Source organism: Amycolatopsis sp. NPDC004747 (genome assembly GCF_053601335.1).
On the sequence record NZ_JBSGBQ010000055.1, the window covers coordinates 19,880 to 41,910 of the forward strand.

A 22,031-nucleotide genomic window follows, 5' to 3' on the forward strand; every position below is an offset into this window, starting at 1 on the left:
GGGTTCCCCGCGCTCCGGCCGCGACGGCTCTAGGATGACGCTGTGACCTACCACTCCACTGAGCCGGTCCCCCGGCCCAAGACCACCGGCGCCGACATCAAGACCTTTGTCGCCGCGACGCTGCTCACCTTCGGCGTCGGCCTGCTCGGCATGGTCGGCTGGGCCGTGCTGGACAGCGGGTTCGGCGGCTTCCTCGGCCTGGTCGGCGGTGTCTTCGGCGTCGTGTGGTGGCGGAAGATCCACGGCAAGGCGTTCCCGGCGGTGCTGCCGACCAAGTCGGTCGTGATCCTCGCGATCGTCAACGCCGTGCTGGCGCTGATCCTTCTCCTGACCGCGGGCTGAGGCCGGCCGGCAGCTGCGGCGCCGGCCAGCCCGGATCCGGGCGGAAGTCGGTGTCCGTGCCGTCGAACGGGTACGCGCCGCGTTCGGCCAGCGCGCCGATCCGCTCGCCTTCCGCGCGCAGCCGGTCGAACTGCTCGAGCGTCAGGCGGCCGACCTCGATGGCGGCCTCGGCCTCGTCCTCGTCGTCCCAGCGCCAGCTGCCGTCGCGCTCGACGACGACGTCGAGCACGCCGTCGATCCGGTCGACCGCGCCCGGCGTGCGGCCCAGCGGGATCTCCAGGTTGACGTACCAGTTCTTGAACCGGCCTTCGAGGTCGAAGAACCACCAGACCGAGGACCACTCGTCCTCGGCGATCCGGCGCAGGGTCGACGCGCCGTGCCAGAAGTCCGGCACCGGCACCCGCGGGATGCGGAACCGCTGCTCCAGCGGGGCGTCCCGCATCAGGCGGCCGTCGGCGAGCCTGCTGCCGATGATCGGCGTGCCCGCCGGGAGCCAGGCGAGCAGCACCCGGCCGTCGTCTTCGAGGACGCGCAGCGGGTGCACCTGGCCGATCGAGCCGTCCGGGCGGTGGAACCGTTCGGCCACGGTCTCCCCCGGCCGCCAGCGTCGATCACTCACGGGTCTCACTGTACCTGCGCGCGCGTACGCCCAGTAGCAGCTCGAACACGGTCGCCAGCCCGGCGACGACGAGCACGGGCAGCACCGGCAGCAGGTACGCGGCCACGACGGCGGCGAGGCACGCCACGATCCCGGGCACCCCCGTCCGCACCCGGACGTCACGGCCGGCGACCAGCGCGGGAACGACGGTCGCGAGCACCGCGACGACCGTGAGCAGCGGCTGCAGGGCGTCCGCGTCGGCGGCGGACAGCAGGTCCCGCAGCGAGGTCGCGGACAGCCCCAGCCGGACCGGGCCGAGCTGGTAGAGCGCGGCGAAGGCCACCAGCACGGCGACCGCACCGAGCAGCAGCACCCGCCGGCCCGCGTTCTCGCGTCGCCAGGCGCGCAGGAACGGGAGGAAGACCACCGCGGCGACGAGCACGCCCGCGAAGTCCGGGGGCGCCAGGCCGCCGCCGACGGTCGCCACCGGCGGCACCGCGACGCACACCGCGACCAGCGCGAGCCCGGCGAGGAGCAGCAGCGCGCCGGTGATCCGTACGACGATCGTCGGGACCTCCAGCCCGGCGAACCCGGCGCCGGCCACCACGACGACGAACGCCGCGGCGGCCGCCGCCCGGTGTTCCGGGAAGACGTAGCACCCGAACGCGATCGCGTAGACGGCCACTTCGGACAGTCGCGCGACAGCGATCACCACGCGGTCGACCAGGGCATCCCCCGGTTCCGGCACCCGCGCCGTCACGCCCGCGGCGATCGCGGCCGCCACCAGGCCGGCGAGCAGCCACCAGCCCGCGCCCGCCGCTGCCGCCGCCAGCGCCACCAGCAGCCCACCGCCCAGCCGCACGCGGCCCTCCCTCGCCCTCTGTTCGTCCGTGGTCAAGTCGTCATTAGCATGGCTCACGATCCCGACCGGGCCGGTGCCCGGTGCAACACGAGAACGCGCGAGGAGCCAGAAGTGACCGTGCCTAAGCTCGCCCTGTCCGACAACACCGGGGAGGCACTGGCCAAGACGCGCGCCGACGTTGTCGTCATCGGCACCCTGGCCGGCGAGGACGGTCCCGTGCTCGCTCCCGGCGCCGCCGCCGTGGACGCCGCCTTCGACGGCCGGCTCGCCGGACTGCTGGCCACGCTCGGGGCGAGCGGCAAGGCCGAAGAGGTCGTGAAGGTCCCGACGCTGGGCAAGCTCCCGGCGGGCGTGGTGCTCGCCGTCGGCCTGGGCAAGGCGGACGGCACCGTCACCCCCGAGCAGGTCCGCCGCGCCGCGGGCGCCGCCGGCCGCGCGCTGGCCGGCACCGACCGCGCGCTGGTCACGCTGTCCGAGCTCGACCTGCAGGCCGCCGTCGAGGGCCTCGTCCTCGGCTCCTACGTCTTCACCGCCTACCGTTCGGAGAAGGGCGACGCCCCGCTGGCCAAGGCGGACTTCACGAGCCCGGCCGAAGGCACCGCCCGCGAGCACAAGGCGACGCTGAAGGCGGCCGGCCTCATCGCCGAGGCCGTCGTCGCCGCCCGCGACCTGATCAACACCCCGCCGAACGACCTCTACCCGGCCTCCTTCGCCGAGCGCGCGAAGAAGCTGGCCGAGGACAACGGTCTCGAGTTCGAGGTGCTGGACGAGAAGGCCCTCAAGCGCAAGGGCTTCGGCGGCATCCTCGGCGTCGGCGGCGGCTCGTCCCGCCAGCCGCGCCTGGTGCGCATCGGCTATAAGCCCGCTAAGGCGGTCAAGAAGGTCGCGCTGGTCGGCAAGGGCATCACGTTCGACTCGGGCGGCATTTCGCTCAAGCCCGCCGCGAACATGGACCACATGACCTCGGACATGTCCGGCGCGGCCGGCGTGCTCGTCGCGGTCGTCCTGGCCGCGAAGCTGAAGTACCCGCTCGAGGTCGTCGCGCACATCCCGCTGGCGGAGAACCTGCCGTCCGGGACGTCGTACCGCCCGGGTGACGTGCTGACCATGTACGGCGGCAAGACCGTCGAGGTGCTCAACACCGACGCCGAAGGACGGCTCGTGCTGGTGGACGCCATGGTGCGGGCGGCCGAGGAGAACCCGGACTACCTGATCGAGACCTCGACGCTGACCGGCGCGCAGGTCGTCGCGCTCGGCAACCGCACCGCCGGCGTGATGGGCTCGGACGACTTCCGCGACCGCGTCGCCGCGATCATGCAGGCCACCGGCGAAAACGGCTGGCCCATGCCGCTGCCGGAGGAGCTGCGCGCCGACCTCGACTCCCGCCTGGCCGACCTGGCCAACGTGGCCGGCCACCGCTGGGGCGGCATGCTCGCGGCCGGGATCTTCCTGCGCGAGTTCGTCGCCGACGGCCTCGACTGGGTCCACATCGACATCGCGGGCCCGTCGTTCAACTCGGGCGCCCCGTGGGGCTACACCGGCAAGGGCGGCACCGGCGTCCCGGTGCGCTCGCTCGCCGCGGTGCTGGCGGACATCGCCGCCAACGGCTGACCGCGTTCGTCCTCCGAAGGGCCTCCGCCACCGGCGGAGGCCCTTCGGAGCGTTTTCGGCCGGAAGATCCCTTTCGATGGGCGGCCCGACGCCGTACCGTGGCACCATCGCGAAGGGGGCAGTGATGACCCAACCGGTCGAAGGGGACACCGCCACCGCGATCGCCGCCGAGCACGACGAAGAGCGCCCGGCGCGCACGCTCTCCCGCGTCCCGGACCGGGTCGTCCACTTCGTGGCGCTGGCCGTCGCGATCCTGGTGCTCAAGCAGGTGTTCTTCCCCTTCGCCAAGGGCAACCAGTTCTACCTCGTGCTGTTCCTCGGCGTCACGTTGCCGCTGGTCTTCCTCTGCTACCGCCCGCGGCTGCGCGGCCGGGACGACCCAGGCCGGACCGACTGGGCGCTGGCCGTTCTCGCGGTGGCCGCCGGGCTGTACCCGGTCCTCGTCGGCTACGACGATTTCCTGAACCGCCAAGGCATCCTGTCGCCGCTGGACGTCGTGGCCGGTGCGCTGCTGCTGGTGCTGGTCCTCGAAGCGACCCGCCGCACCACCGGGCTGGTGCTGCCGATCGTCTGCCTGCTGTTCCTGGCCTACGCCTACTACGGGGGTTTCCTCCCGCAGAACTGGGGCATCGCCCACGCGGGCATCGACTTCGGCCAGATCGTCAACGCGCTCTTCAACGACGCCAGCGGCTTCTACGGCACGCCGCTGGACGTCGCGGCGAGCTACATCGTGCTGTTCACCCTCTACGGCGCGGTGCTCAACGCCTCCGGCGCCGGGCAGTTCTTCGTGGACATCTCCTTCGCCGCCTTCCGCAGGTCGCGGACGGCGCCGGGCCGGACCACCGTCCTGTCGGGCTTCCTGCTCGGCACGGTCTCGGGTTCGGGCACCGCGACCGCCGTCAGCCTCGGCTCGATCACCTGGCCGATCCTCGAGAAAGCCCGCTACCCCAAGGAAAACGCGGGCGGGCTGCTCGCCGCGTCCGGCATCGGCGCCATCCTCTCGCCGCCGACGCTGGGCGCGGCCGCGTTCATCATCGCGGAATACCTGCAGACGTCGTACCTGAAGGTGCTGATCTGGGCGACCGTCCCGACGCTGCTCTACTACCTCGGCATCGTGTTCGCGATGGAGGCGGACGCACGGCGCTTCAAGGCCGAAGCCGTCGACGTGCCGCACGACGCTCCCGGGAAACTGTTGCGGCGCGGTGGTTACCACTTCCTGTCGCTGGCGATCATCGTCGTGTTCCTCGCCCTGGACATCCCGCCGTTCGCCGCGGTCGTCTACGCCACCGGGGTCGCCGCGCTGTTCGCGCTGATCGCCCGCCGCCACGACCTGCGCGGGTGGGCGAAGGACATGGTCGACGCGCTGTCGGCCGGCGTCCGCGGCGCGCTGCCGGTGATCGCGGTGTGCGCGGCGGCCGGGGTGATCACCTCGACCATCACCAAGACCGGGCTGGGCCTCGAACTCGCCGACGCGCTGGTGGAACTGGCCGGCGCGCTCACCGGCAACGGCACGCTGATCCTCGTCCTGACCGTGCTGTTCTCGGCGGTCGCCGTCGGCGTGCTGGGCCTCGCGGTGCCGGTCACCGCCAGCTTCATCATCGCCTGGGTGGTGATCGGCCCGGCACTGGAGACGCTCGGGGTGGCCGACGCCGAGCGCGCGATGTTCATCTTCTACTACGCGGTGCTGTCGGAGGTGACGCCGCCGACCGCGCTCGCCGCGGTGGCGTCGGCGGCGATCACCGGCGGCTCGGTGCTCGGCACCATGTGGCAGTGCTGGAAGTACACGCTCCCGGCGTTCCTGGTGCCGATCGCCTTCGTGCTGACCGACAACGGCGCCGCGCTGCTGCTGGAGTCCGACGTGCTCACCGTGCTGTGGGTGACGGCGGTGTCCGCGCTCGCCGTCGCCGCGCTGGCGGTGGTCACCGGCGGCTGGCTCTTCGGGCCGGTCACCCTGCCGGTGCGGCTGCTGTTCGTGCCTGCCGCCCTTTGCCTGCTCTACCTGGAGCCGGTACCGATCGCGATCGGTGCCGCCTGCGGCGCCGCCGCACTGGCCACCCACGCCGTGATCAAGAGGAGGACAGCATGAAACGCGCAGTCGCCGTCGCCGCGGTGCTCGCTCTGGCCGTCACCGGCTGCGGCGGGAAGCAGCAGACCGACCAGGCCGCCCCCGGCGGCGGGCCGCAGTCCTGCGAAGCGGGCGAAGGCCGGATCACGATCGCCACCGGCAACAGCGGCGGCGTCTACTACGTGCTGGGCGGCGGGCTGGCCCAGCTGATCAGCAACAACACGAAGCTGCGCGCGACGGCCGCGGAAACCGGGGCGTCGGTGCAGAACATCCAGCAGCTGGTGGCCGGCAACTACGACGTCGCGTTCTCCCTGGCCGACACCGCGGCGGACGCCGTCAACGGCAAGGGGTCCTTCGACGGCAAGCCGCAGAAGGTCCGCGCCCTGTCCCGGATCTACCCGAACTCGACGCAGGTCCTGGTGCGCACGGACGCCGGGATCGGCAGCGTGGCCGACATGAAGGGCAAGCGCATCTCGACCGGCTCTCCGAAGTCGGGCACCGAGGTGATCGCGAACCGCCTCCTGCAGGCGGCCGGGCTCAAGCCGGACACCGACGTCCAGGCCCAGCGGCTCGATCTGGCCAAGACCGCGGACGGCATGAAGGCCGGGACGCTCGACGGGCTCGTCTGGTCCGGCGGGCTGCCGACCGCGCAGATCACCGACATCACCACGGCGTTGAAGGACAAGGTCAAGTTCCTCGACATCACGCCGCTGCTGCCCGCGCTGAAGAAGGTGAACCCGGTCTACGACCAGGCCGTGATCCCCGCGGCGGCGTACGGGCAGCCCGCGGACGTGCCGACGGTCGTGGTGCCGAACCTGCTGCTGGTGCGCGAGGACTTCCCGGCGGGCAACGCGTGCGCGATCACGAAGCTGATCTTCGACAAGCAGGCGGAGCTGGCGAAGGTGCACCCGGCGGCGAAGGAGATCTCGAAGCAGCTGGCGACGCGGACCGACCCGGTCCCGCTGCACCCGGGCGCGAAGCAGGCGCTCGGCTAGGGTCGGTGGGGTGCAGGACTACCTCGAAGCGGCGGTCCGCGACATCCTGACGGCGCCCGAAGCGCGCGTCGACGACCAGGTGGGGTACGCGGCCTTGCTGCTCGCGACCGCCGGCGCACTCGACGAGGCCGACCGGCTGGTCACGCAGTGGCAGGCCCGGACCGAGCGGCCGGTGACCGCGCTGGCCGCGGACCCGGTGCGCACCCGCGCGTGGGCGATGCTCTTCGAGGCCCGCGGCGCGCGGCCGGACTGGGCCGAGGGCTTGGCACCGCTCGACCTGGATCACGAAGAGCGCGCCCACGCGGCTTTGTTGCGCCGTCCGGTCTCGGACGTCGAAGGTGTCCTCCCGCCGGGTCCGGTCGCGGAGGTGGTCAAGCACGTGGCACCGACCCGCCCGGACCGGGTCCGCACGGCTCTCGCCGAGGGGGATCTGGGCGCGTGGGCGGTGTCGGCGGGGCCGCACCCGGACGTGGCGACACTGGCGGCGACCCGAGCGCTGGCGCCGGCGCTGGTGGCGGGCGCCGACCCGCTCGGGCTGGGCGACTGGGCGCCGGCCTGCGCGGGCGCGCTGGTCGCGGCGCTGCACGAGCGGTACCCGCTCACGCTCGGCTCCTGGCCCGAGCTGATCAGCGAGATCGTGCGCCTGCGCGGCGGCACCGCACCGGAACCCGCCTCCCGCCAGAGCGGGGCGGCAGCGAAACCGCAGGCCACCATGGCCCTGCACGACGGCACCGCACCAAACCCCGCCTCCCGCCACGGCGAAGCGGCAGCGAAACCGCAGGCCGCCCCGATCCTGCGCGGCCGGACCACCCTCCCGCCCCCGGCGTCCGAAGCGGCGATCCGCTCGGCCGAGCTGCGCCTGGGCGTCGAGCTGCCCGCCGACCACCGCGACTTCCTCCGCACCTGCGACGGCCTCCCGGCCGACGTGGTCTTCCCGCGCCTGCTCGGCACGGCCGACCTCCGCGCCGAGAACGGCGTGGTGGTCCTCAGCGAACCCGCGGTGCTGCTGCTCTCGGCCGGGCACGTTGTCGAGGTCGACCCGGTTCTCGGCACGACCGTCCACCCGTCGTTCCGCGCGGCGCTGGTCAACCACGCCGCCCTGCTCGCCCAGGCAGGCTAGCTTGGACCGGGTGACCACCCTCACCGTGGAGAAGATCACCCCCGAGAACGTCGCCGCCGCGTGCCAGCTGGCCGTCGAACCCCACCAGAAGGACTTCGTCGCGCCCGTCGCCGTCTCGCTGGCCGAGGCGTACACGCAACCGGACATCGCCTGGCCACGCCTGATCCTCGACGACGGCGAACCCGTCGCGTTCGTGATGGGCGGCTTCAACCCGGACGCCGAGCTGGACTTCTTCCGCTGCGGGATCTGGCGCCTGAACGTCGGCGCCGGTGTGCAGGGCCGCGGCCACGGCCGGTTCGCCGTCGAAACCGTCCTGGAAGAAGCCCGAAGACGCGGCCACACCTCGGCGACCGTCCTGTGGCTGCCCGCCGAGGGCGGCCCCGAGGAGTTCTACCTCAAGCTCGGCTTCCGCCCGACCGGCCAGACGTTCAACGGCGAGGTCGTCGGCCGGATCGAGCTCTAGACCTGGCCGCGCTTCTTCCGCTCGGTGTACTCGCGCATCCGCTTCGGGTAGCCCACGCGGGCGACCTCGTACACCGGGATCGAGCGGCGGTGGCCGAACTGCTGCGCGGCCTCCAGGCTGCCGATGCGCCGCCGCGTCCACTCTCCGTCATGGGCGATCAACACCACAGTGGTCTCGGTGACGTTGGTCTTCGGCTCCACGAAGGCCTCGACACCCCTTCGGGTGGCGGCCCACTCGTCGAGGTGACGGGTGTCCTCTGAGCTGGCTTTCCGCAGCGTACCGGCCCGCTGCCCACCCTTGGCCCGCCTCCGCAGCGAGTCGAAGAGCCCCACCTCGACCACCTCTCCTCCCGAGACCTACCCCACTCATTATCCCGGACTCCGCGTGTGGTCGGCGTCGCACACCCGGCTAGCTCGCAGCCCCGTCCGGCGTAGTGACAAGATGGCGGTGTCGCGCGCGCGGTTATACCGGGCGCGGGCGCGACGACAGAGCAACACCCCACTGCTTGCCGAGGAGTTAATGAAGTGACCGACACCTCCGCCGACCTCGTGATCCTGGGAGGCGGATCGGGCGGCTACGCCGCGGCGTTCCGCGCGGCCGAGCTGGGCCTTTCCGTCACGCTGATCGAGAAGGACAAGCTGGGCGGGACGTGCCTCCACCGGGGCTGCATCCCGACCAAGGCCCTGCTGCACGCCGCCGAGGTCGCCGACGAGACCCGTGAAGCCGAAGCGGTCGGCGTCAAGGCCGCCTTCGAGGGCATCGACATCGCCGGGGTCAACAAGTACAAGGACGGGATCGTCGCCCGCCTGTACAAGGGCCTGCAGGGCCTGGCCAAGGCGCACAAGGTGAACCTCGTCGAGGGCAGCGGCACGTTCGTCGGCGGCACGACCGTCGAGGTGGACGGCACCCGCTACACCGGCAAGAACGTCATCCTCGCCACCGGCTCGTACTCGCGCACGCTGCCCGGCCTGGAGCTCGGCGGCCGCATCATCGCCAGCGAGCAGGCCCTCGCCCTCGACTACGTCCCGAAGAAGGTCGTGGTGCTCGGCGGCGGCGTCATCGGCGTCGAGTTCGCCAGCGTGTGGGCCTCCTTCGGCGTCGACGTCACCATCGTCGAAGCCCTGCCGCGGCTGGTCCCGAACGAGGACGAGTTCGCGTCGAAGCAGCTCGAGCGCGCCTTCCGCCGCCGCAAGATCGCCTTCAAGACCGGCGTGAAGTTCACCGGCGCGAAGCAGGACGACAACGGCGTGAGCGTCTCGCTGGAGTCCGGCGAGACCATCGAGGCCGACCTGCTGCTGGTCGCCGTCGGCCGCGGGCCGAACTCGGCCGGCCACGGCTACGAGGAGGCCGGCGTCAAGATCGAGCGCGGCTTCGTCCTCACCGACGAGCGGCTGCGCACCAACCTGCGAGGAGTCTACGCCGTCGGCGACATCGTCCCCGGCCTGCAGCTCGCGCACCGCGGCTTCCAGCAGGGCATCTTCGTCGCCGAGGAGATCGCCGGGCAGAACCCGCGCGTGATCGACGAGAGCGGCATCCCGCGGGTCACCTACTCGCACCCGGAGGTCGCGTCGGTCGGGCTGACCGAGTCGCAGGCGAAGGACAAGTACGGGTCCGGCGTCACGACGTTCACCTACGACCTGGGCGGCAACGGCAAGAGCCAGATCCTCAAGACTTCCGGCGGGGTCAAGCTGGTCAAGGCGCCGGACGGCCCGGTCGTCGGCGTGCACATGGTCGGCGACCGCGTCGGCGAGCTGATCGGCGAAGCGCAGCTGATCTACAGCTGGGAGGCGTTCCCCGAGGACGTCGCCCCGCTGATCCACGCGCACCCCACCCAGACCGAGGCCCTCGGTGAAGCGTTCCTCGCCCTCGCGGGGAAGCCGCTGCACGTGCACAGCTGACGTCCCACCAGCAGAATCCAGACCACGCAGAACTTGGAAGAGGAGTCAGCGAACGATGGCCTACTCCGTCACATTGCCGGAGCTCGGGGAGAGCGTCACCGAAGGCACCGTCACCCGGTGGCTTAAGCAGGAGGGCGACACCGTCGAGGTCGACGAGCCGTTGCTCGAGATCTCGACCGACAAGGTCGACACCGAGGTGCCCTCCCCGGTGGCGGGCACGGTCGTGAAGATCAGCGCCCAGGAAGACGAGACCGTCGAGGTCGGCGGCGAGCTCGCCGTCATCGACGACGGGTCCGGCGGCGCGCCCGAGTCCTCCTCCGCCCCGGCGCGGGAAGAGGCGCCCGCGCAGCCCGAGCCGCAGCAGGAGGAGTCCGCGCCGCCGGCCGAGGACAGCGCGCCGAGCAAGCCGGACACCGCGCCGGCGTCGGGCGGCGAAGGCACCGAGGTGAAGCTGCCCGAGCTGGGCGAGAGCGTCACCGAGGGCACCGTCACCCGCTGGCTGAAGGCGGTCGGCGACTCGGTCGAGGTCGACGAGCCGCTGCTCGAGATCTCCACCGACAAGGTCGACACCGAGGTGCCCTCCCCGGTGGCCGGCACGGTGCTGGAGATCCGCGCGGGCGAGGACGAGACCGTCGAGGTCGGCGGCGTCCTGGCCGTGATCGGCGACGCCGGAGCGGCGCCGAAGGCCGAGGCCAAGCCGGAGCCCGAGCCCGAGCCGAAGCCGGAACCCAAGCCGGAGCCGAAGCCCGAGCCGGTCCAGGAGTCGAAGCCCGAACCGAAGCCCGAGCCCAAGCCGGAACCGAAGCCGCAGGCCGCCCCGGCCTCGGCCGCCACACAGTCGGCCCCGGCCGCCGCGGCGAAGGACGGCTCGGCGGACGGCCCGTACGTCACGCCGCTGGTCCGCAAGCTCGCGTCCGAGCACGGCATCGACCTCGTGTCGCTGACCGGCAGCGGCGTCGGCGGCCGGATCCGCAAGCAGGACGTCCTGGCCGCGGCCGAGGAGAAGCAGAAGGCCGCCGCCGCCCCGTCGGCGCCCGCCGCGCGTCCCGCGGCCGCGGTGTCGCCGGAGCTCGCCGCGCTGCGCGGCACGGTCCAGAAGGCCAGCCGGATCCGCCAGATCACGGCCACCAAGACCCGCGAGTCGCTGCAGATCGCCGCGCAGCTCACGCAGGTCCAGGAGGTCGACGTCACGAAGATCGCCAAGCTGCGCCAGCGGGCGAAGGCGGGCTTCAAGGAGCGCGAGGGCGTCAACCTGACGTTCCTGCCGTTCTTCGCGAAGGCCACGGTCGAGGCGCTCAAGCAGCACCCGAACGTCAACGCGTCCTACAACGAGGACACGAAGGAGATCACCTACCACGGCGCCGTGCACCTGGGCATCGCGGTGGACACCGAGCGCGGGCTGCTCTCGGTCGTGATCCACGACGCGGGCGAGCTGAGCCTGGCCGGTCTCGCGCACCGGATCGCCGACCTGGCGGGCCGGGCGCGCGCGGGCCAGATCAAGCCGGACGAGCTGTCGGGCGGCACGTTCTCGATCACGAACATCGGCAGCGTCGGCGCGCTGTTCGACACGCCGATCATCGTGCAGCCGCAGTCGGGCATCCTCGGCACCGGCGCGGTCGTCAAGCGCCCGGTGGTGATCGCGGACGCCGACGGCAACGACACGATCGCCGTCCGGTCGATGGCGTACCTGCCGCTGACCTACGACCACCGCCTGGTGGACGGGGCCGACGCGGGCCGCTTCCTGACGACGATCAAGCAGCGCCTGGAAGAGGGCAACTTCGAGAGCGAACTCGGTCTCTGAGCAACCTCCGGCGAAGGCCGCCACGGGATTCCCGTGGCGGCCTTCGCCGCATCCGGGAGCGGGCGCGATGACCTGGTTCTCCGGCACGGGCTTCCCCGGCGTCCCGCTCCGGCAGTTCGGCCCGGCGATCCTCTCCGGCCTCCCCGCGTTCGCCCGGGACCTGGACGTGCGGGAGCGGAGCGAATGCGCAACGATCGAGGCATGCGAGTACTGATCGCCGGAGCGAGCGGCTTGATCGGGTCGGCGCTGGGCGAACGCCTGCGGCGCGAGGGCCACGAAGTCCGCCGGCTGGTGCGGCGCGAAGCCCGGGAAGGCGGCGAATTCCGCTGGGACCCGCCGTCGGGCACCATCGCGAGCGGTGCCTTCGAAGGCGTCGACGCCGTGGTGAACCTGGGCGGCCAGCGGCTGTTCCCCGGCCGGTGGAGCGCGATGCGCAAGCAGCAGCTCACCGACAGCCGGGTCGAGCCCACCGAGGTGCTCGCCGAAGCCGTGGCCGAACACGGCGTCGGCGTGCTCGTCAACGCCTCCGCCGTCGGGTTCTACGGAAACGCCGGCGCGTCCACTGTGGACGAGTCGGCGCCGCGTGGCCGGGGGTTCCTCGCCGAGCTGTGCGAAGCGTGGGAAGCGGCGACGGCGGCCGCCGGGGACGCGCGGGTCGTCAAGATCCGGACCGGGCTGGTGCTTTCGGCCAAGGGCGGCCTGTACGGCACGCTGCGGCCGCTCTTCGCGCTGTGCCTGGGCGGCCGCCTCGGCGACGGGAGCCAGTACATGCCGTGGATTTCCCTGGCGGACGAGGTCGGCGCCATCGTCCACGTCCTGACCCACGACGACGTCTCCGGGCCGGTGAACCTGACCGGTCCCGAGCCGGTCACCAACGCCGAGTTCACCCGGGCCGTTGGCCGCGCGCTGCACCGGCCCGCGCCGTGGTGGGTGCCCGGGTTCGCGCTCAAGGCCGTGCTCGGCCAGGCCGGCGAGGAGATGGCCTTGTTCGGGCAGCGGGCCGTGCCGGCCGTCCTGGAGCGGTCCGGGTACGAGTTCCGGCACCGGACCCTGGACAGCGCGCTCGCCGCGGCATGAGCGTTCCGCGGCAGCGCTGGCTCGTCGTGGGCGGGGTGCTGTCGGCCGCGTTCGTGCTGCTCGGGCTGAGCGTGGCCCGGCAGCCGCTGGCCCTCGACGTCACGGTCTCGAACGCGCTGCACGGCGTCTACGCGGAGCCGCCCGGGCGGGTCGCGCAGGCCGGGAGCGACGTCCTCGGCCCCGTGCTCCCCTACGTCCTCGGAACGGCGCTGCTGGCGCTGGCGCTGCGGCGGCGTGCGCACCTCGGCCTGTGTGTCCGGCTGGCCGTCGTGCTGCTGTTGTGCCGGCTGACCAGCCTGGTGTTCAAGCCGGTCTTCCTGCGGGAGCGGCCGCGCGACTACCCGGACCTGAGCTACCCGAGCGGGCACGTGGTGTCGGTGGCGAGCACCGGGTTCGTCCTGCTCCTGCTGTGCGCGTGGCTGTGGCCGCGGCTCGTCCGGCGCGTCGCGGTGGCCGTCGCGGTCGCGGTGGTGCTGTCCGCGGCCTGCCGGGTGGTGCTCGGGGTGCACTGGGTCACCGACACGATCGGCGCAGTGCTCGCGGTGTCCGGTGTCGGGCTGCTCTCAGCGTGCGCCTTGCGGCTGCTTCCCCCGGGTGACGGGCGTAGCCTCGACGAGTGAGTTCTTCCCGCACTTCCTGCCGCGCCGGCACCGAGCCCGTCGACGTCCGCGAACTCGGCACGATCGACTACACCGAAGCCTGGGAGCTCCAGCGGAGTTTCCTGACGGCCCGGGCGGACGGCACGGCGCCGGACACGATGCTCCTGCTGCAGCACCCGTCGGTGTACACGGCGGGCAAGCGCACCGAGGAGGCCGACCGCCCCACGGACGGCACGCCGGTGATCGACGTCGACCGCGGCGGCAAGATCACCTGGCACGGCCCGGGCCAGCTGGTCGGCTACCCGATCGTCAAGCTCGGCGACCCGATCGACGTGGTCCACTACGTGCGGCGCCTGGAGGAGGCGCTGATCCACGTGTGCGACCAGCTCGGCGTGGCGAGCGGCCGGGTGGAGGGCCGCAGCGGCGTGTGGATCCCGGCCGACGACCGCGGCATCGAGCGCAAGATCGCGGCGATCGGCATCCGCGTCCAGCGGGGCGTGACGATGCACGGCTTCGAGCTGAACTGCAACGCCGACCTGGCCGCGTTCGACACCATCGTCCCGTGCGGCATCCGCGACGCGGGCGTGACGTCGCTGTCGTACGAGCTGCAGCGGGACGTCACGGTCGAGGCGGTCCTCCCCCTGGCCCGCGACGCGGTCCTGGCGGCCCTCGAAGGGGAGCTCCCGGTGAGCGAGGACCGCTGGCTCCCGCGCACGGAGGCCCCGCAGGCCCCCGGCGTCACCTTCGCCCTCCAGAACTGAGAGCACTCGCCTCCAGAACCGAAACGGCCGGCCTCCTGTGGACAACAGGAGGCCGGCCCTGCTTCGGCGGCCGAAACCGTCGGCCCCTTCCGCTAGCGTGGAAACCGGGGGCTGCTCAGTCCAGCTGCGGCGCCACCTCGGCGGCGACCAGATCGATCTGGTCCAGGTCGGTGAGGTCCAGCAGCTGCAGGTAGACCCGCGTGATCCCGGTCTTCTCCCGCCACTGCCCGATCCGGTCGACGACCTCCGCCGGCGACCCCGCCAGGCCGTTGGCCCGCAGCTCGTCGACGTCCCGCCCGATGACCGACGCCCGTTGCGCGACTTCCGCGTCGGAGCGCCCGACCCCGATCACCAGCGCCACCGAGCGGAGGATCTCCTTCGGGTCCCGCCCGATCTCCGTCGCCGCGGCCTCGACGCGGGCGAACTGGGCGGCCGCCGTCTCGGCGTCGGTGAAGGGCAGGTTGAACTCGTCCGCGAACCGCGCGGCCAGTGCCGGCGTGCGCTTCTTGCCCCCGCCCCCGATGATCACCGGCGGGGCCGGGGACTGCGCCGGCTTCGGCAGGGCCGGCGACTCGGACAGCCGGTAGTACTGCCCGTCGAACGAATACGTCGAGCCCGCCGGCGTCTTCCACAGCCCGGTGATGACCTCGAGCTGCTCGGCGTAGCGGTCGAACCGCTCCTTCAGCGGCGGCAGCGTCAGGCCGTACGCCTCGTGTTCGGCGTCGTACCAGCCGGCGCCGATGCCGAATTCGACCCGGCCGCCGGACATCTGGTCGACCTGCGCCACGGAGATGGCCAGCGGCCCGGGGTGGCGGAAGGTCGCCGCGGTGACCAGCGTGCCCAGCCGGATGCGGCTGGTCTCCCTGGCCAGGCCGGCGAGGGTGATCCACGCGTCGGTCGGGCCGGGCAGGCCGTCGGCCGAGCCCATCTTCAGGTAGTGGTCGCTGCGGAAGAACGCGTCGTACCCGGCGGCTTCGGTCGCCTTGGCCACGCGCAGCAGGTCGTCGTAGCTGGCCCCCTGCTGGGGCTCGGTGAAGATCCTCAAGTCCACGAAGATCAGCCTATAGAGACGTCGGGCTCCGTGCGCCGCAGCCGTACCAGCATGCGGACGATGACGTCCTCGATTTCGGCGCCGACCTTCTTCGGGTCCGGCGAACCGGCGATTTCGGTCGCCGCGCTGGACAGCGCGCCGAACAGCAGCCGCGCGGTGACCTCGACCGGCACCGGCTCGACCTCGCCGGCGTCGATCAGCGACTGCAGGCCGGACCGCACGAGCCCGAAGCTGCACCGCTCCTCGGCCTCGCGCCAGCGCTCCCAGCCCATCACGACCGGCGCCTCGTGGATGGCGATCCGCTGGTAGGAGGGGTCGAGGCAGGCGCGGAAGAACGCGTTCAGCCCGGCCAGCGCCCGCTCCCACGGCGTGCCCTCGCCGGTCATGATCTTGTCGAGCCGGTCGTAGACGAGGCTTTCGACCTGGTCGAACGCGGCTTCGAACAGCGCCTGCTTACCGCTGAAGTGGTGGTACAGCGCTCCCTTGGTCACCCGAGCGCGTTTGGCGATCTCGTCGAGCGAGGTACCCGCGTATCCGCGTTTGGTGAACAGTTCGACCGCGCTGTCGACCAGCGCGGACCGCGTCGACTCGGAGTAGTCGAGTCGTCTGGACCTCATTGTCGCCACCTTCACAACTTTACGCCGGGAACGGCTCTCCATACTCATGGTATGTTCGGCGCGTCAGGTCCGTACCGGGAGTATGCCGCAGACCCGCGGTATGACCCGGGCCACGGAAGGGGAGCCACAGATGAGCTGGACCGACTTCTACCGACGTCAGGAAATCCTCGAAGCGACCGTCCGCCTGGCCGCCCGGAACCCGGGCGAGCCGCTGCCGCTCGAGGAGGTGCCCGGTGCCGAAGAGCACTTCGGCACCGAGGAAAACGTCCTCACCGCCCTGCAGTACCAGTGGACGCGCACGCTGAGCGGCCGGCTGCGCTCCGAGGTCATCGACCCGGACGACGCCGACGGCCTCGGTGACCACGTCGACGCGGTCACCCGCGCCTGGCGCGCCGCCGTCGACGAGCACGCCGAGCTGCGTGCGGTCCTCGACGGCGCCTACGAGCGGCACGCGTCGCTGCGCCGGATGCACGAAGGCGAGCTGCGGATGCTCGCCGTCACGGCCGGGCTGGCCGACCCGCGCGAGCCCGCCGCCGAGATCGTCAAGGTGGGGCACGCGTTCGAGGCGCTGCTGCGCGCGAACCGCTCGGAGACCACGCGTCGCCGTCCGATGATCGGACACCTGAGGCGACTGCTCGCGCCGAGTGCGTAACAATTCAACCAGCGGCGCGCAGCGCCTCCGTTGAGGGCGGCGGCGGGGGCATGGATGGAGTTAAGTGTCACCCATGACACAGCGCTGGACCGAAGCCGACATCGCCGATCAGAGCGGCCGGACCGTCCTGGTCACCGGAGCGAACTCCGGGCTCGGGCTGCGCACGTCACAGGTGCTCGCGGGCAAGGGGGCCCGCGTGCTCCTCGCCTGCCGCTCCGCCGAGCGCGGCGCGAAGGCACTCGACCTCGTGAAAACGGCCGCCGCGGGCGCCGAACCCGAGCTCGTCCCATTGGACCTGAGCGAGCTCGCGTCGGTGCGCGCGGCGGCCGTGTCGGTGCGGGAGCGCACCGGCGACGCCCTCGACGTGCTGGTCAACAACGCCGGCGTGATGGCGACCGCCCGCGGCCGCACGGCCGACGGCTTCGAGCTGCAGTTCGGCACCAACCACCTCGGGCACGCGGCGCTGACCTGGCTGCTGCTGCCCGCTTTGCGCGGCGGACGGCACGCCCGCGTCGTCGCGCTGTCGAGCATCGCCGCCGTCGGCGCCCGCATCGACGTCGAAGACCCCAACTTCGAGCACCGCCGCTACAACCCGGCGACCGCGTACGGGCAGTCGAAGCTGGCCAACCAGGTGTTCGCCATGGAACTCGACCGGCGGCTGCGCGCGGCGGGCGACGACGTCATCGGCGTCGCCGCCCACCCCGGCTACACCGCGACCGGCCTGGGTAGCGGCATGGCGCGCTCGTACCGCAACCCCATCGTCCGCTCGGTGATCGCCGGCGGCCACAAGATCGGTGAGGCCCTCTTCGCGCAGAACGTCCGCCAGGGCGCGCTGCCGCAGCTGTACGCGGCCACGGCGGACGGCGTCGAAGGCGGCGACTACATCGTCCCCGGCGGCCTCGGCGGCACGCGCGGCTATCCGGTCAAGGGACGTCCCCTGACCGCCGCGCGCAGCGAGTCGCTGGGGGCCGCGTTGTGGGACGTCACCGCGAAGCTGACCGGCGTCACCCCGGATCCCGCGTAGCCCGGACGGGCGTACGGTTGAGGGTGTGAGTGCTGCGCCAGAAGGCCGGAAGCTGCTGCGTCTCGAGGTTCGCAACAGTGAGACGCCGATCGAGAAGAAGCCGTCGTGGATCAAGACGCGGGTGCGGATGGGGCCGGAGTTCACCGAGCTCAAGGGTCTGGTTCGTCGCGAAGGCCTCCACACGGTGTGCGAGGAGGCTGGTTGTCCCAACATCTACGAGTGCTGGGAAGACCGTGAAGCGACGTTCCTGATCGGCGGCGATCAGTGCACGCGTCGGTGTGATTTCTGTCAGATCGACACGGGTAAGCCCGCTGCTTTGGATCGGACTGAGCCGCGGAAGGTCGCGGAGTCGGTTCAGGCGATGGGGCTGCGGTACTCGACGGTCACGGGCGTCGCTCGCGATGACTTGGATGATGGCGGCGCGTGGCTGTACGCCGAAACCGTGCGGCAGATCCACGCGTTGAACCCGGGTACCGGGGTGGAGTTGCTGATCCCGGATTTCAACGCGGATCCGGCTCAGCTGGCTGAGGTGTTCGGGTCGCGGCCGGAGGTGCTGGCGCACAACGTGGAAACTGTTCCGCGGATCTTCAAGCGGATCCGCCCTGGGTTCCGGTATGCGCGCTCTTTGGACGTCATCACGGCGGCGCGTGAGGCCGGTTTGGTGACGAAGTCGAATCTGATCCTGGGTATGGGCGAAACTCCGGAAGAGGTCGCCCCCGCAATGCAGGACCTGGTCGATGCGGGGTGTGAGATCTTGACGATCACGCAGTACCTGCGTCCGTCGCCGCGGCACCACCCGGTGGATCGGTGGGTGAAGCCGGAGGAGTTCGTCGAGCATTCGAAGGCGGCGGAGGCGATGGGCTTCGCCGGTGTCATGGCCGGGCCGCTGGTGCGCTCGTCGTATCGCGCGGGACGGCTTTACGCCCAGACCAAGGCGCACCGCGGCGAGGAGCTGCCCGAGAACCTGCAGCACCTCGCCGCCGAAGGACCCGCAGCTCAGGAAGCCGCGTCGCTCCTCGCGCGGTGACGCACGTCACCCCACCATCCTTAAAGGATCGGTAAAGTGGCGGCATGGCCCTGGTTTCGGACCTCCTCAGCTGGTTGCAAGGCCTCCCGGAACCGGGGCTCGTCGCCGCGACCGGCGGCCTGGTGTTCGCCGAGTGCACGATCGGGCTGGGCTTCCTGGCCCCCGGCGAATCGGGGCTGCTCATCGCCGCGACGACGGCGAACACCGTGCCGAGGTTCCTGTCCCTGTGGCTGGTCGTCACCGTCTGCGCGACGGCGGGCGACGCGCTCGGCTACGTCATCGGCCGCCGGTTCGGGCCGCGCCTGCGTGAGACGAAGCTGATCCGCAAGTACGGCCTGGAGGCCTGGGACAAGGCCACCGGCGTGCTCGAGCGCCGGGGCGCCTGGGCCGTGTTCTTCGCCCGGTTCCTGCCGGTGATCCGGACGCTGACCCCGGCCGCGGCCGGGACGTCCGGCCTGCCGTTCCGCAAGTTCCTGCCGGCGGCCGCGGCGGGCGCGTTCTGCTGGTCGCTGGTCCACATCGGCATCGGCGCGGCCCTCGGCGAGGCCGCCAAGCGCATCGAAGGCGCCCTGAACACCGGCGGCCTGATCGTGGTCGCCGTGCTCGCCGCCGTCGCGGTGTTCTTCTTGCTGCGGTTGAAGAAGCGCAAGGTACTGGCCACGCCGGAGCCGGAGCCCGAACGCGTGCCCTGAGTACTACATTCGGCGTATGAGTCTCGCGGATCTTCCCCGGCCGATCGGGTTCGTGCTCGGCGGGGGCGGCAGCCTCGGCGCCATGCAGGTGGGCATGCTGCGCGCCCTGACCGAGGCCGGGCTGGCGCCGGACGTCGTGACCGGGACGTCGGTCGGTTCGCTCAACGCGGCCGTGCTGGCCCGCTCGGGTGAGGACGCGCTCGCGCGGCTGCACGAAATCTGGGCGCACATGACGCGCGCCGAGGCGTTCCCCGGCGGCGTGCTGAGCCGCGTCCGGACGCTGACGCAGAGCAAGACGCACCTGTTCCCCAACACCGGGCTGGCCGGCATCATCGCCGACCACCTCGGCGCTTCGACCCGCTTCGAGGACCTGGCGCTGCCGCTCGGCGTCGTCACCACGCAGGTCGACACGGCCGAGCCGCTGCTGATCCGGTCCGGGCGCCTGCTCGAGCCGCTGCTGGCGAGCTGCGCGATCCCCGGCATCTTCCCGCCGGTGGAGCACGACGGGCAGCTGCTGTACGACGGCGGGCTCGTCGCGAACGTGCCGATGCGGCAGGCGCTGGCCATGGGTGCGAAGTCGCTGGTGGTGCTCGACTGCGCGTTCCCCGGGAAGCTGCCGGGCGCGCCGCGGACGTTCGCCGAGGTGATGATGTTCACCGCGATGATCAGCATGCGGAACCAGGCCGTGCTGGAGGCACCGCTGGCCGCGGCGTCGGTACCGGTGGTTTATCTGCCCGGTCCGGCTCCCGTACGAGTGAACCCCTTGGATTTCGGGCACACGGAAGCACTGGCGGAAGAGGCGTACACGGCGGCGCGCGAGTACCTCGGCGCGCTCACGGTGTCGGGGCCGGGGCTTTACGGCGCACCCGGGCTCGTCATCACGTGATCCACGTCACGCCGATGCACCGATCCGCTGGTAAGAACGTCATCGATATCGCGTACTTTTGATGACGAATGCCCGCCGATCCCGATTCCCAAAAAGAGACAATATGCTCCCCAAGAAGATTTTACTTTCGGTGGCCGGAATCCTCGCCGGAGCACTGCTGCTTTCCGCCTGCTCGTCCGGTGACGACGGTGGGTCGCCCGCCGGTGGGGCGCCGGCGTCGGGATCCCCCTCGGCGTCCGACACGTCGGTCGCGGTGACGTTCGATCCCGCGGGCGGCACATCGGTGAACCCGGCGACGCCGATCGTCGTCAAGGCGGCCAACGGGAAACTGCTCGACGTCACGGTGACCAACGCGGCCAAGGGAAAGACGGTCGCGGGCAAGCTGGCGCCCGACGGGTCGAGCTGGACGTCGAGCGAGCCGCTCGGCTACGGGTCGACGTACAAAATCGTCGCGCACGCCCAGGGCAGCAACGGGAAGCCGGTCGAGCAGGACAACCAGATCACGACGCTGTCGCCGAAGAAGCAGGCGAACGCCAACCTGATCCCGGCGCCGTCCGCGGTGGCGAGCACGGGTGTCGGCGTCGGCCAGCCGATCGTGTTCAGCTTCGGCAAGGTCGCGGTCAAGAACAAGGCGGCGGTCGAGAAGGCGCTGACGGTGGAGTCGACCCCGAAGCAGGACGGCGGCTGGTACTGGATCGACGACTCGAACGTCCACTACCGGCCGAAGGAGTACTGGAAGGCCGGAACAACGCTGAAGGTGACGGCGAAGATCTACGGCGTCGATTTCGGCGGCGGCGTGTTCGGCGCGGAAGACCGCACGGAAACGTACAAGGTGCACGATTCCTGGATCGCCAAGGCGGATGGGAACAGCGAGCAGATGCAGATCTTCCACAACGGCGAGATGGTGAAGTCGATGCCGATTTCGATGGGCAAGGACGCCACGCCGACCCACCTGGGCGCGCACGTGATTTCGGACAAGCAGGCCAACTACACGATGGATTCCTGCACGTACGGCGTCTGCCCGCCGGACCCGAAGGCGTACCGCTCGAACGAGAAGTGGTCGGAGCGCATTTCCAACGACGGCGAATTCGTCCACGAGAACCCGAACAGCGTGGGCCAGCAGGGTAGTTCGAACGTGTCGCACGGGTGCATCAACCTGAACGACGCGAACGCCCAGTGGTTCTTCCAGAACATGGGCCTGGGCGACGTCGTGGAGGTCACCAATTCCGGAGGCCCCCAGCTCCCGGTCTGGGATCTGTACGGCGACTGGTCCAAGTCCTGGGCCGACTGGCAGGCCGGCTCCGCCATCAAGTAACCCGCCACACCTCGAAGGGGGTCAGGAGCTCCGCTCCTGACCCCCTTCTTCATGCCCACCCACCCCTCCAGCCACGCCACCCGACGGTCCCGGCACGCGTGATGCCCCGCCAGACACACGAGATGCCCCTCCAATCACCCAAGATGCCCTTCCCATCACGCGAGTTCCGCCTCCAATCACGCGAGATGTGGGTCTGATCATTCGAGTCCGGCCCGCGTCAGGGACAGTCCCCCGGCTCCGGTGACGGCGTGCGACGGGAGGCTCACGGGTGATCCGAGGGGCATCATGCGTGTCTGGCGGGGCATCTCGCGTGATTGGGGAGGCATCACGGCGGCCGGCTCGGCGGGACCCGCGTGACCCGGGGCGGGATCCGCGTGACTGGGGCCGGATCTCGTGTGATCAGAGGCGGAAGCAGGGTTTCGGGCATGCGAAAAGGCCCCGGGAGAACCGTGAGGTTCTCGACCGGGGCCTTCCCTTGGTTAAGTTCGGCGGTGTCCTACTCTCCCACAACCCTTCGGTTGCAGTACCATCGGCGCTGTCAGGCTTAGCTTCCGGGTTCGGAATGGGACCGGGCG

General features: G+C 71.3%; 23 protein-coding genes and 1 rRNA gene. 18 read left to right on the forward strand and 6 right to left on the reverse strand.

The window, feature by feature from the left end:
* The first annotated feature begins 42 nt into the window (after positions 1-42).
* Complete coding sequence (locus ACWEGE_RS45100; RefSeq protein WP_449666669.1) at positions 43-342, forward strand: hypothetical protein; 300 nt, start codon at positions 43-45, stop codon at positions 340-342.
* Here ACWEGE_RS45100 and ACWEGE_RS45105 read toward each other — a convergent pair.
* Together ACWEGE_RS45105 and ACWEGE_RS45110 are read right to left on the reverse strand one after the other, a co-directional pair.
* A complete protein-coding gene (locus ACWEGE_RS45105) occupies positions 299-961 on the reverse strand; it encodes a DUF402 domain-containing protein (RefSeq protein WP_449666670.1) in 663 nt (220 codons plus the stop codon). The genes ACWEGE_RS45100 and ACWEGE_RS45105 overlap by 44 nt on opposite strands.
* Positions 954-1,802, reverse strand: a complete 849-nt coding sequence (locus ACWEGE_RS45110) for a hypothetical protein (RefSeq protein ID WP_449666671.1) — start codon at positions 1,800-1,802, stop codon at positions 954-956. Before ACWEGE_RS45110 ends, ACWEGE_RS45105 begins: the two co-directional genes overlap by 8 nt.
* 111 nt (positions 1,803-1,913) lie before the next feature.
* Between ACWEGE_RS45110 and ACWEGE_RS45115 the strand changes: the two genes are divergently transcribed.
* From ACWEGE_RS45115 to ACWEGE_RS45135, 5 genes are all read left to right on the forward strand, one after another.
* Positions 1,914-3,413: a leucyl aminopeptidase gene (locus tag ACWEGE_RS45115; protein WP_449666672.1), complete on the forward strand. Its 1,500-nt coding sequence runs from the start codon at positions 1,914-1,916 to the stop codon at positions 3,411-3,413.
* A 124-nt stretch (positions 3,414-3,537) separates the two neighbouring features.
* Positions 3,538-5,499: a TRAP transporter permease gene (locus ACWEGE_RS45120; RefSeq protein WP_449666673.1), complete on the forward strand. Its 1,962-nt coding sequence runs from the start codon at positions 3,538-3,540 to the stop codon at positions 5,497-5,499.
* The gene (locus ACWEGE_RS45125; protein ID WP_449666674.1) at positions 5,496-6,473 is read left to right on the forward strand and encodes a TAXI family TRAP transporter solute-binding subunit; all 978 of its coding nucleotides are present in this window, start codon (positions 5,496-5,498) and stop codon (positions 6,471-6,473) included. The genes ACWEGE_RS45120 and ACWEGE_RS45125 overlap by 4 nt, the downstream gene beginning before the upstream one ends.
* Positions 6,474-6,483: 10 nt before the next feature.
* Positions 6,484-7,593, forward strand: a complete 1,110-nt coding sequence (locus ACWEGE_RS45130) for an SMI1/KNR4 family protein (RefSeq protein WP_449666675.1) — start codon at positions 6,484-6,486, stop codon at positions 7,591-7,593.
* A 10-nt stretch (positions 7,594-7,603) separates the two neighbouring features.
* Positions 7,604-8,056, forward strand: coding sequence for a GNAT family N-acetyltransferase (locus ACWEGE_RS45135; RefSeq protein WP_449666676.1), 453 nt, complete (start codon positions 7,604-7,606; stop codon positions 8,054-8,056).
* On the opposite strand, the gene ACWEGE_RS45140 is transcribed toward ACWEGE_RS45135, so the two are convergent.
* A complete protein-coding gene (locus ACWEGE_RS45140) occupies positions 8,053-8,397 on the reverse strand; it encodes a hypothetical protein (protein ID WP_003071911.1) in 345 nt (114 codons plus the stop codon). The two genes, ACWEGE_RS45135 and ACWEGE_RS45140, sit on opposite strands and share 4 nt — an antisense overlap.
* Positions 8,398-8,580: 183 nt before the next feature.
* On the opposite strand from ACWEGE_RS45140, the gene lpdA reads away from it, so the two are divergent.
* From lpdA to lipB, 6 genes are all read left to right on the forward strand, one after another.
* The gene (gene lpdA / locus ACWEGE_RS45145; RefSeq protein ID WP_449666677.1) at positions 8,581-9,954 is read left to right on the forward strand and encodes a dihydrolipoyl dehydrogenase; all 1,374 of its coding nucleotides are present in this window, start codon (positions 8,581-8,583) and stop codon (positions 9,952-9,954) included.
* A gap of 55 nt (positions 9,955-10,009) precedes the next feature.
* Complete coding sequence (gene sucB, locus ACWEGE_RS45150) at positions 10,010-11,755, forward strand: 2-oxoglutarate dehydrogenase, E2 component, dihydrolipoamide succinyltransferase (RefSeq protein WP_449666678.1); 1,746 nt, start codon at positions 10,010-10,012, stop codon at positions 11,753-11,755.
* A 67-nt stretch (positions 11,756-11,822) separates the two neighbouring features.
* Positions 11,823-11,969, forward strand: a complete 147-nt coding sequence (locus ACWEGE_RS45155) for a hypothetical protein (protein ID WP_449666679.1) — start codon at positions 11,823-11,825, stop codon at positions 11,967-11,969.
* Positions 11,957-12,832 carry a TIGR01777 family oxidoreductase gene (locus ACWEGE_RS45160; protein WP_449666680.1) on the forward strand — a complete coding sequence of 292 codons (876 nt, stop codon included), beginning with the start codon at positions 11,957-11,959 and terminating at the stop codon, positions 12,830-12,832. The genes ACWEGE_RS45155 and ACWEGE_RS45160 overlap by 13 nt, the downstream gene beginning before the upstream one ends.
* Positions 12,829-13,452 carry a phosphatase PAP2 family protein gene (locus ACWEGE_RS45165; RefSeq protein ID WP_449666681.1) on the forward strand — a complete coding sequence of 208 codons (624 nt, stop codon included), beginning with the start codon at positions 12,829-12,831 and terminating at the stop codon, positions 13,450-13,452. Before ACWEGE_RS45160 ends, ACWEGE_RS45165 begins: the two co-directional genes overlap by 4 nt.
* Complete coding sequence (gene lipB, locus ACWEGE_RS45170) at positions 13,449-14,192, forward strand: lipoyl(octanoyl) transferase LipB (protein WP_449666682.1); 744 nt, start codon at positions 13,449-13,451, stop codon at positions 14,190-14,192. The genes ACWEGE_RS45165 and lipB overlap by 4 nt, the downstream gene beginning before the upstream one ends.
* A 115-nt stretch (positions 14,193-14,307) precedes the next feature.
* On the opposite strand, the gene ACWEGE_RS45175 is transcribed toward lipB, so the two are convergent.
* Both ACWEGE_RS45175 and ACWEGE_RS45180 read right to left on the reverse strand, forming a co-directional pair.
* Positions 14,308-15,243, reverse strand: a complete 936-nt coding sequence (locus ACWEGE_RS45175) for an LLM class F420-dependent oxidoreductase (protein ID WP_449666683.1) — start codon at positions 15,241-15,243, stop codon at positions 14,308-14,310.
* A gap of 5 nt (positions 15,244-15,248) precedes the next feature.
* Positions 15,249-15,860, reverse strand: a complete 612-nt coding sequence (locus ACWEGE_RS45180; RefSeq protein WP_449666684.1) for a TetR/AcrR family transcriptional regulator — start codon at positions 15,858-15,860, stop codon at positions 15,249-15,251.
* 130 nt (positions 15,861-15,990) lie between these two features.
* On the opposite strand from ACWEGE_RS45180, the gene ACWEGE_RS45185 reads away from it, so the two are divergent.
* From ACWEGE_RS45185 to ACWEGE_RS45210, 6 genes are all read left to right on the forward strand, one after another.
* Positions 15,991-16,512 carry a hypothetical protein gene (locus ACWEGE_RS45185; protein ID WP_449666685.1) on the forward strand — a complete coding sequence of 174 codons (522 nt, stop codon included), beginning with the start codon at positions 15,991-15,993 and terminating at the stop codon, positions 16,510-16,512.
* Between the two features lie 73 nt (positions 16,513-16,585).
* Positions 16,586-17,536 (forward strand): oxidoreductase, encoded by a 951-nt coding sequence (locus ACWEGE_RS45190; RefSeq protein ID WP_449666686.1) that lies wholly within the window; start codon positions 16,586-16,588, stop codon positions 17,534-17,536.
* Between the two features lie 25 nt (positions 17,537-17,561).
* Positions 17,562-18,563: a lipoyl synthase gene (lipA, locus tag ACWEGE_RS45195; RefSeq protein WP_449666687.1), complete on the forward strand. Its 1,002-nt coding sequence runs from the start codon at positions 17,562-17,564 to the stop codon at positions 18,561-18,563.
* Between the two features lie 44 nt (positions 18,564-18,607).
* Positions 18,608-19,255, forward strand: a complete 648-nt coding sequence (locus ACWEGE_RS45200; RefSeq protein WP_449666688.1) for a DedA family protein — start codon at positions 18,608-18,610, stop codon at positions 19,253-19,255.
* Positions 19,256-19,271: 16 nt separating this feature from the next.
* Positions 19,272-20,141, forward strand: coding sequence for a patatin-like phospholipase family protein (locus ACWEGE_RS45205; RefSeq protein ID WP_449666689.1), 870 nt, complete (start codon positions 19,272-19,274; stop codon positions 20,139-20,141).
* Positions 20,142-20,244: 103 nt separating this feature from the next.
* A complete protein-coding gene (locus ACWEGE_RS45210; RefSeq protein WP_449666690.1) occupies positions 20,245-21,456 on the forward strand; it encodes a L,D-transpeptidase in 1,212 nt (403 codons plus the stop codon).
* Positions 21,457-21,939: 483 nt separating this feature from the next.
* Here the strand turns inward: ACWEGE_RS45210 and rrf are convergent.
* Positions 21,940-22,031 (reverse strand): 5S ribosomal RNA (gene rrf, locus ACWEGE_RS45215); the annotation flags it as partial.

What these genes read in the sequence shown, in the direction of transcription:
- ACWEGE_RS45190 (WP_449666686.1), top strand. Translation starts at nt 16,586, where the DNA reads ATGACACAGCGCTGGACCGAAGCCGACATCGCCGATCAGAGCGGCCGG.
- ACWEGE_RS45180 (WP_449666684.1), bottom strand. Translation starts at nt 15,860, where the DNA reads ATGAGGTCCAGACGACTCGACTACTCCGAGTCGACGCGGTCCGCGCTG.
- ACWEGE_RS45185 (WP_449666685.1), top strand. Translation starts at nt 15,991, where the DNA reads ATGAGCTGGACCGACTTCTACCGACGTCAGGAAATCCTCGAAGCGACC.
- sucB (WP_449666678.1), top strand. Translation starts at nt 10,010, where the DNA reads ATGGCCTACTCCGTCACATTGCCGGAGCTCGGGGAGAGCGTCACCGAA.
- ACWEGE_RS45205 (WP_449666689.1), top strand. Translation starts at nt 19,272, where the DNA reads ATGAGTCTCGCGGATCTTCCCCGGCCGATCGGGTTCGTGCTCGGCGGG.
- ACWEGE_RS45120 (WP_449666673.1), top strand. Translation starts at nt 3,538, where the DNA reads ATGACCCAACCGGTCGAAGGGGACACCGCCACCGCGATCGCCGCCGAG.
- ACWEGE_RS45155 (WP_449666679.1), top strand. Translation starts at nt 11,823, where the DNA reads ATGACCTGGTTCTCCGGCACGGGCTTCCCCGGCGTCCCGCTCCGGCAG.
- ACWEGE_RS45160 (WP_449666680.1), top strand. Translation starts at nt 11,957, where the DNA reads ATGCGAGTACTGATCGCCGGAGCGAGCGGCTTGATCGGGTCGGCGCTG.
- ACWEGE_RS45210 (WP_449666690.1), top strand. Translation starts at nt 20,245, where the DNA reads ATGCTCCCCAAGAAGATTTTACTTTCGGTGGCCGGAATCCTCGCCGGA.
- ACWEGE_RS45200 (WP_449666688.1), top strand. Translation starts at nt 18,608, where the DNA reads ATGGCCCTGGTTTCGGACCTCCTCAGCTGGTTGCAAGGCCTCCCGGAA.
- ACWEGE_RS45125 (WP_449666674.1), top strand. Translation starts at nt 5,496, where the DNA reads ATGAAACGCGCAGTCGCCGTCGCCGCGGTGCTCGCTCTGGCCGTCACC.
- ACWEGE_RS45165 (WP_449666681.1), top strand. Translation starts at nt 12,829, where the DNA reads ATGAGCGTTCCGCGGCAGCGCTGGCTCGTCGTGGGCGGGGTGCTGTCG.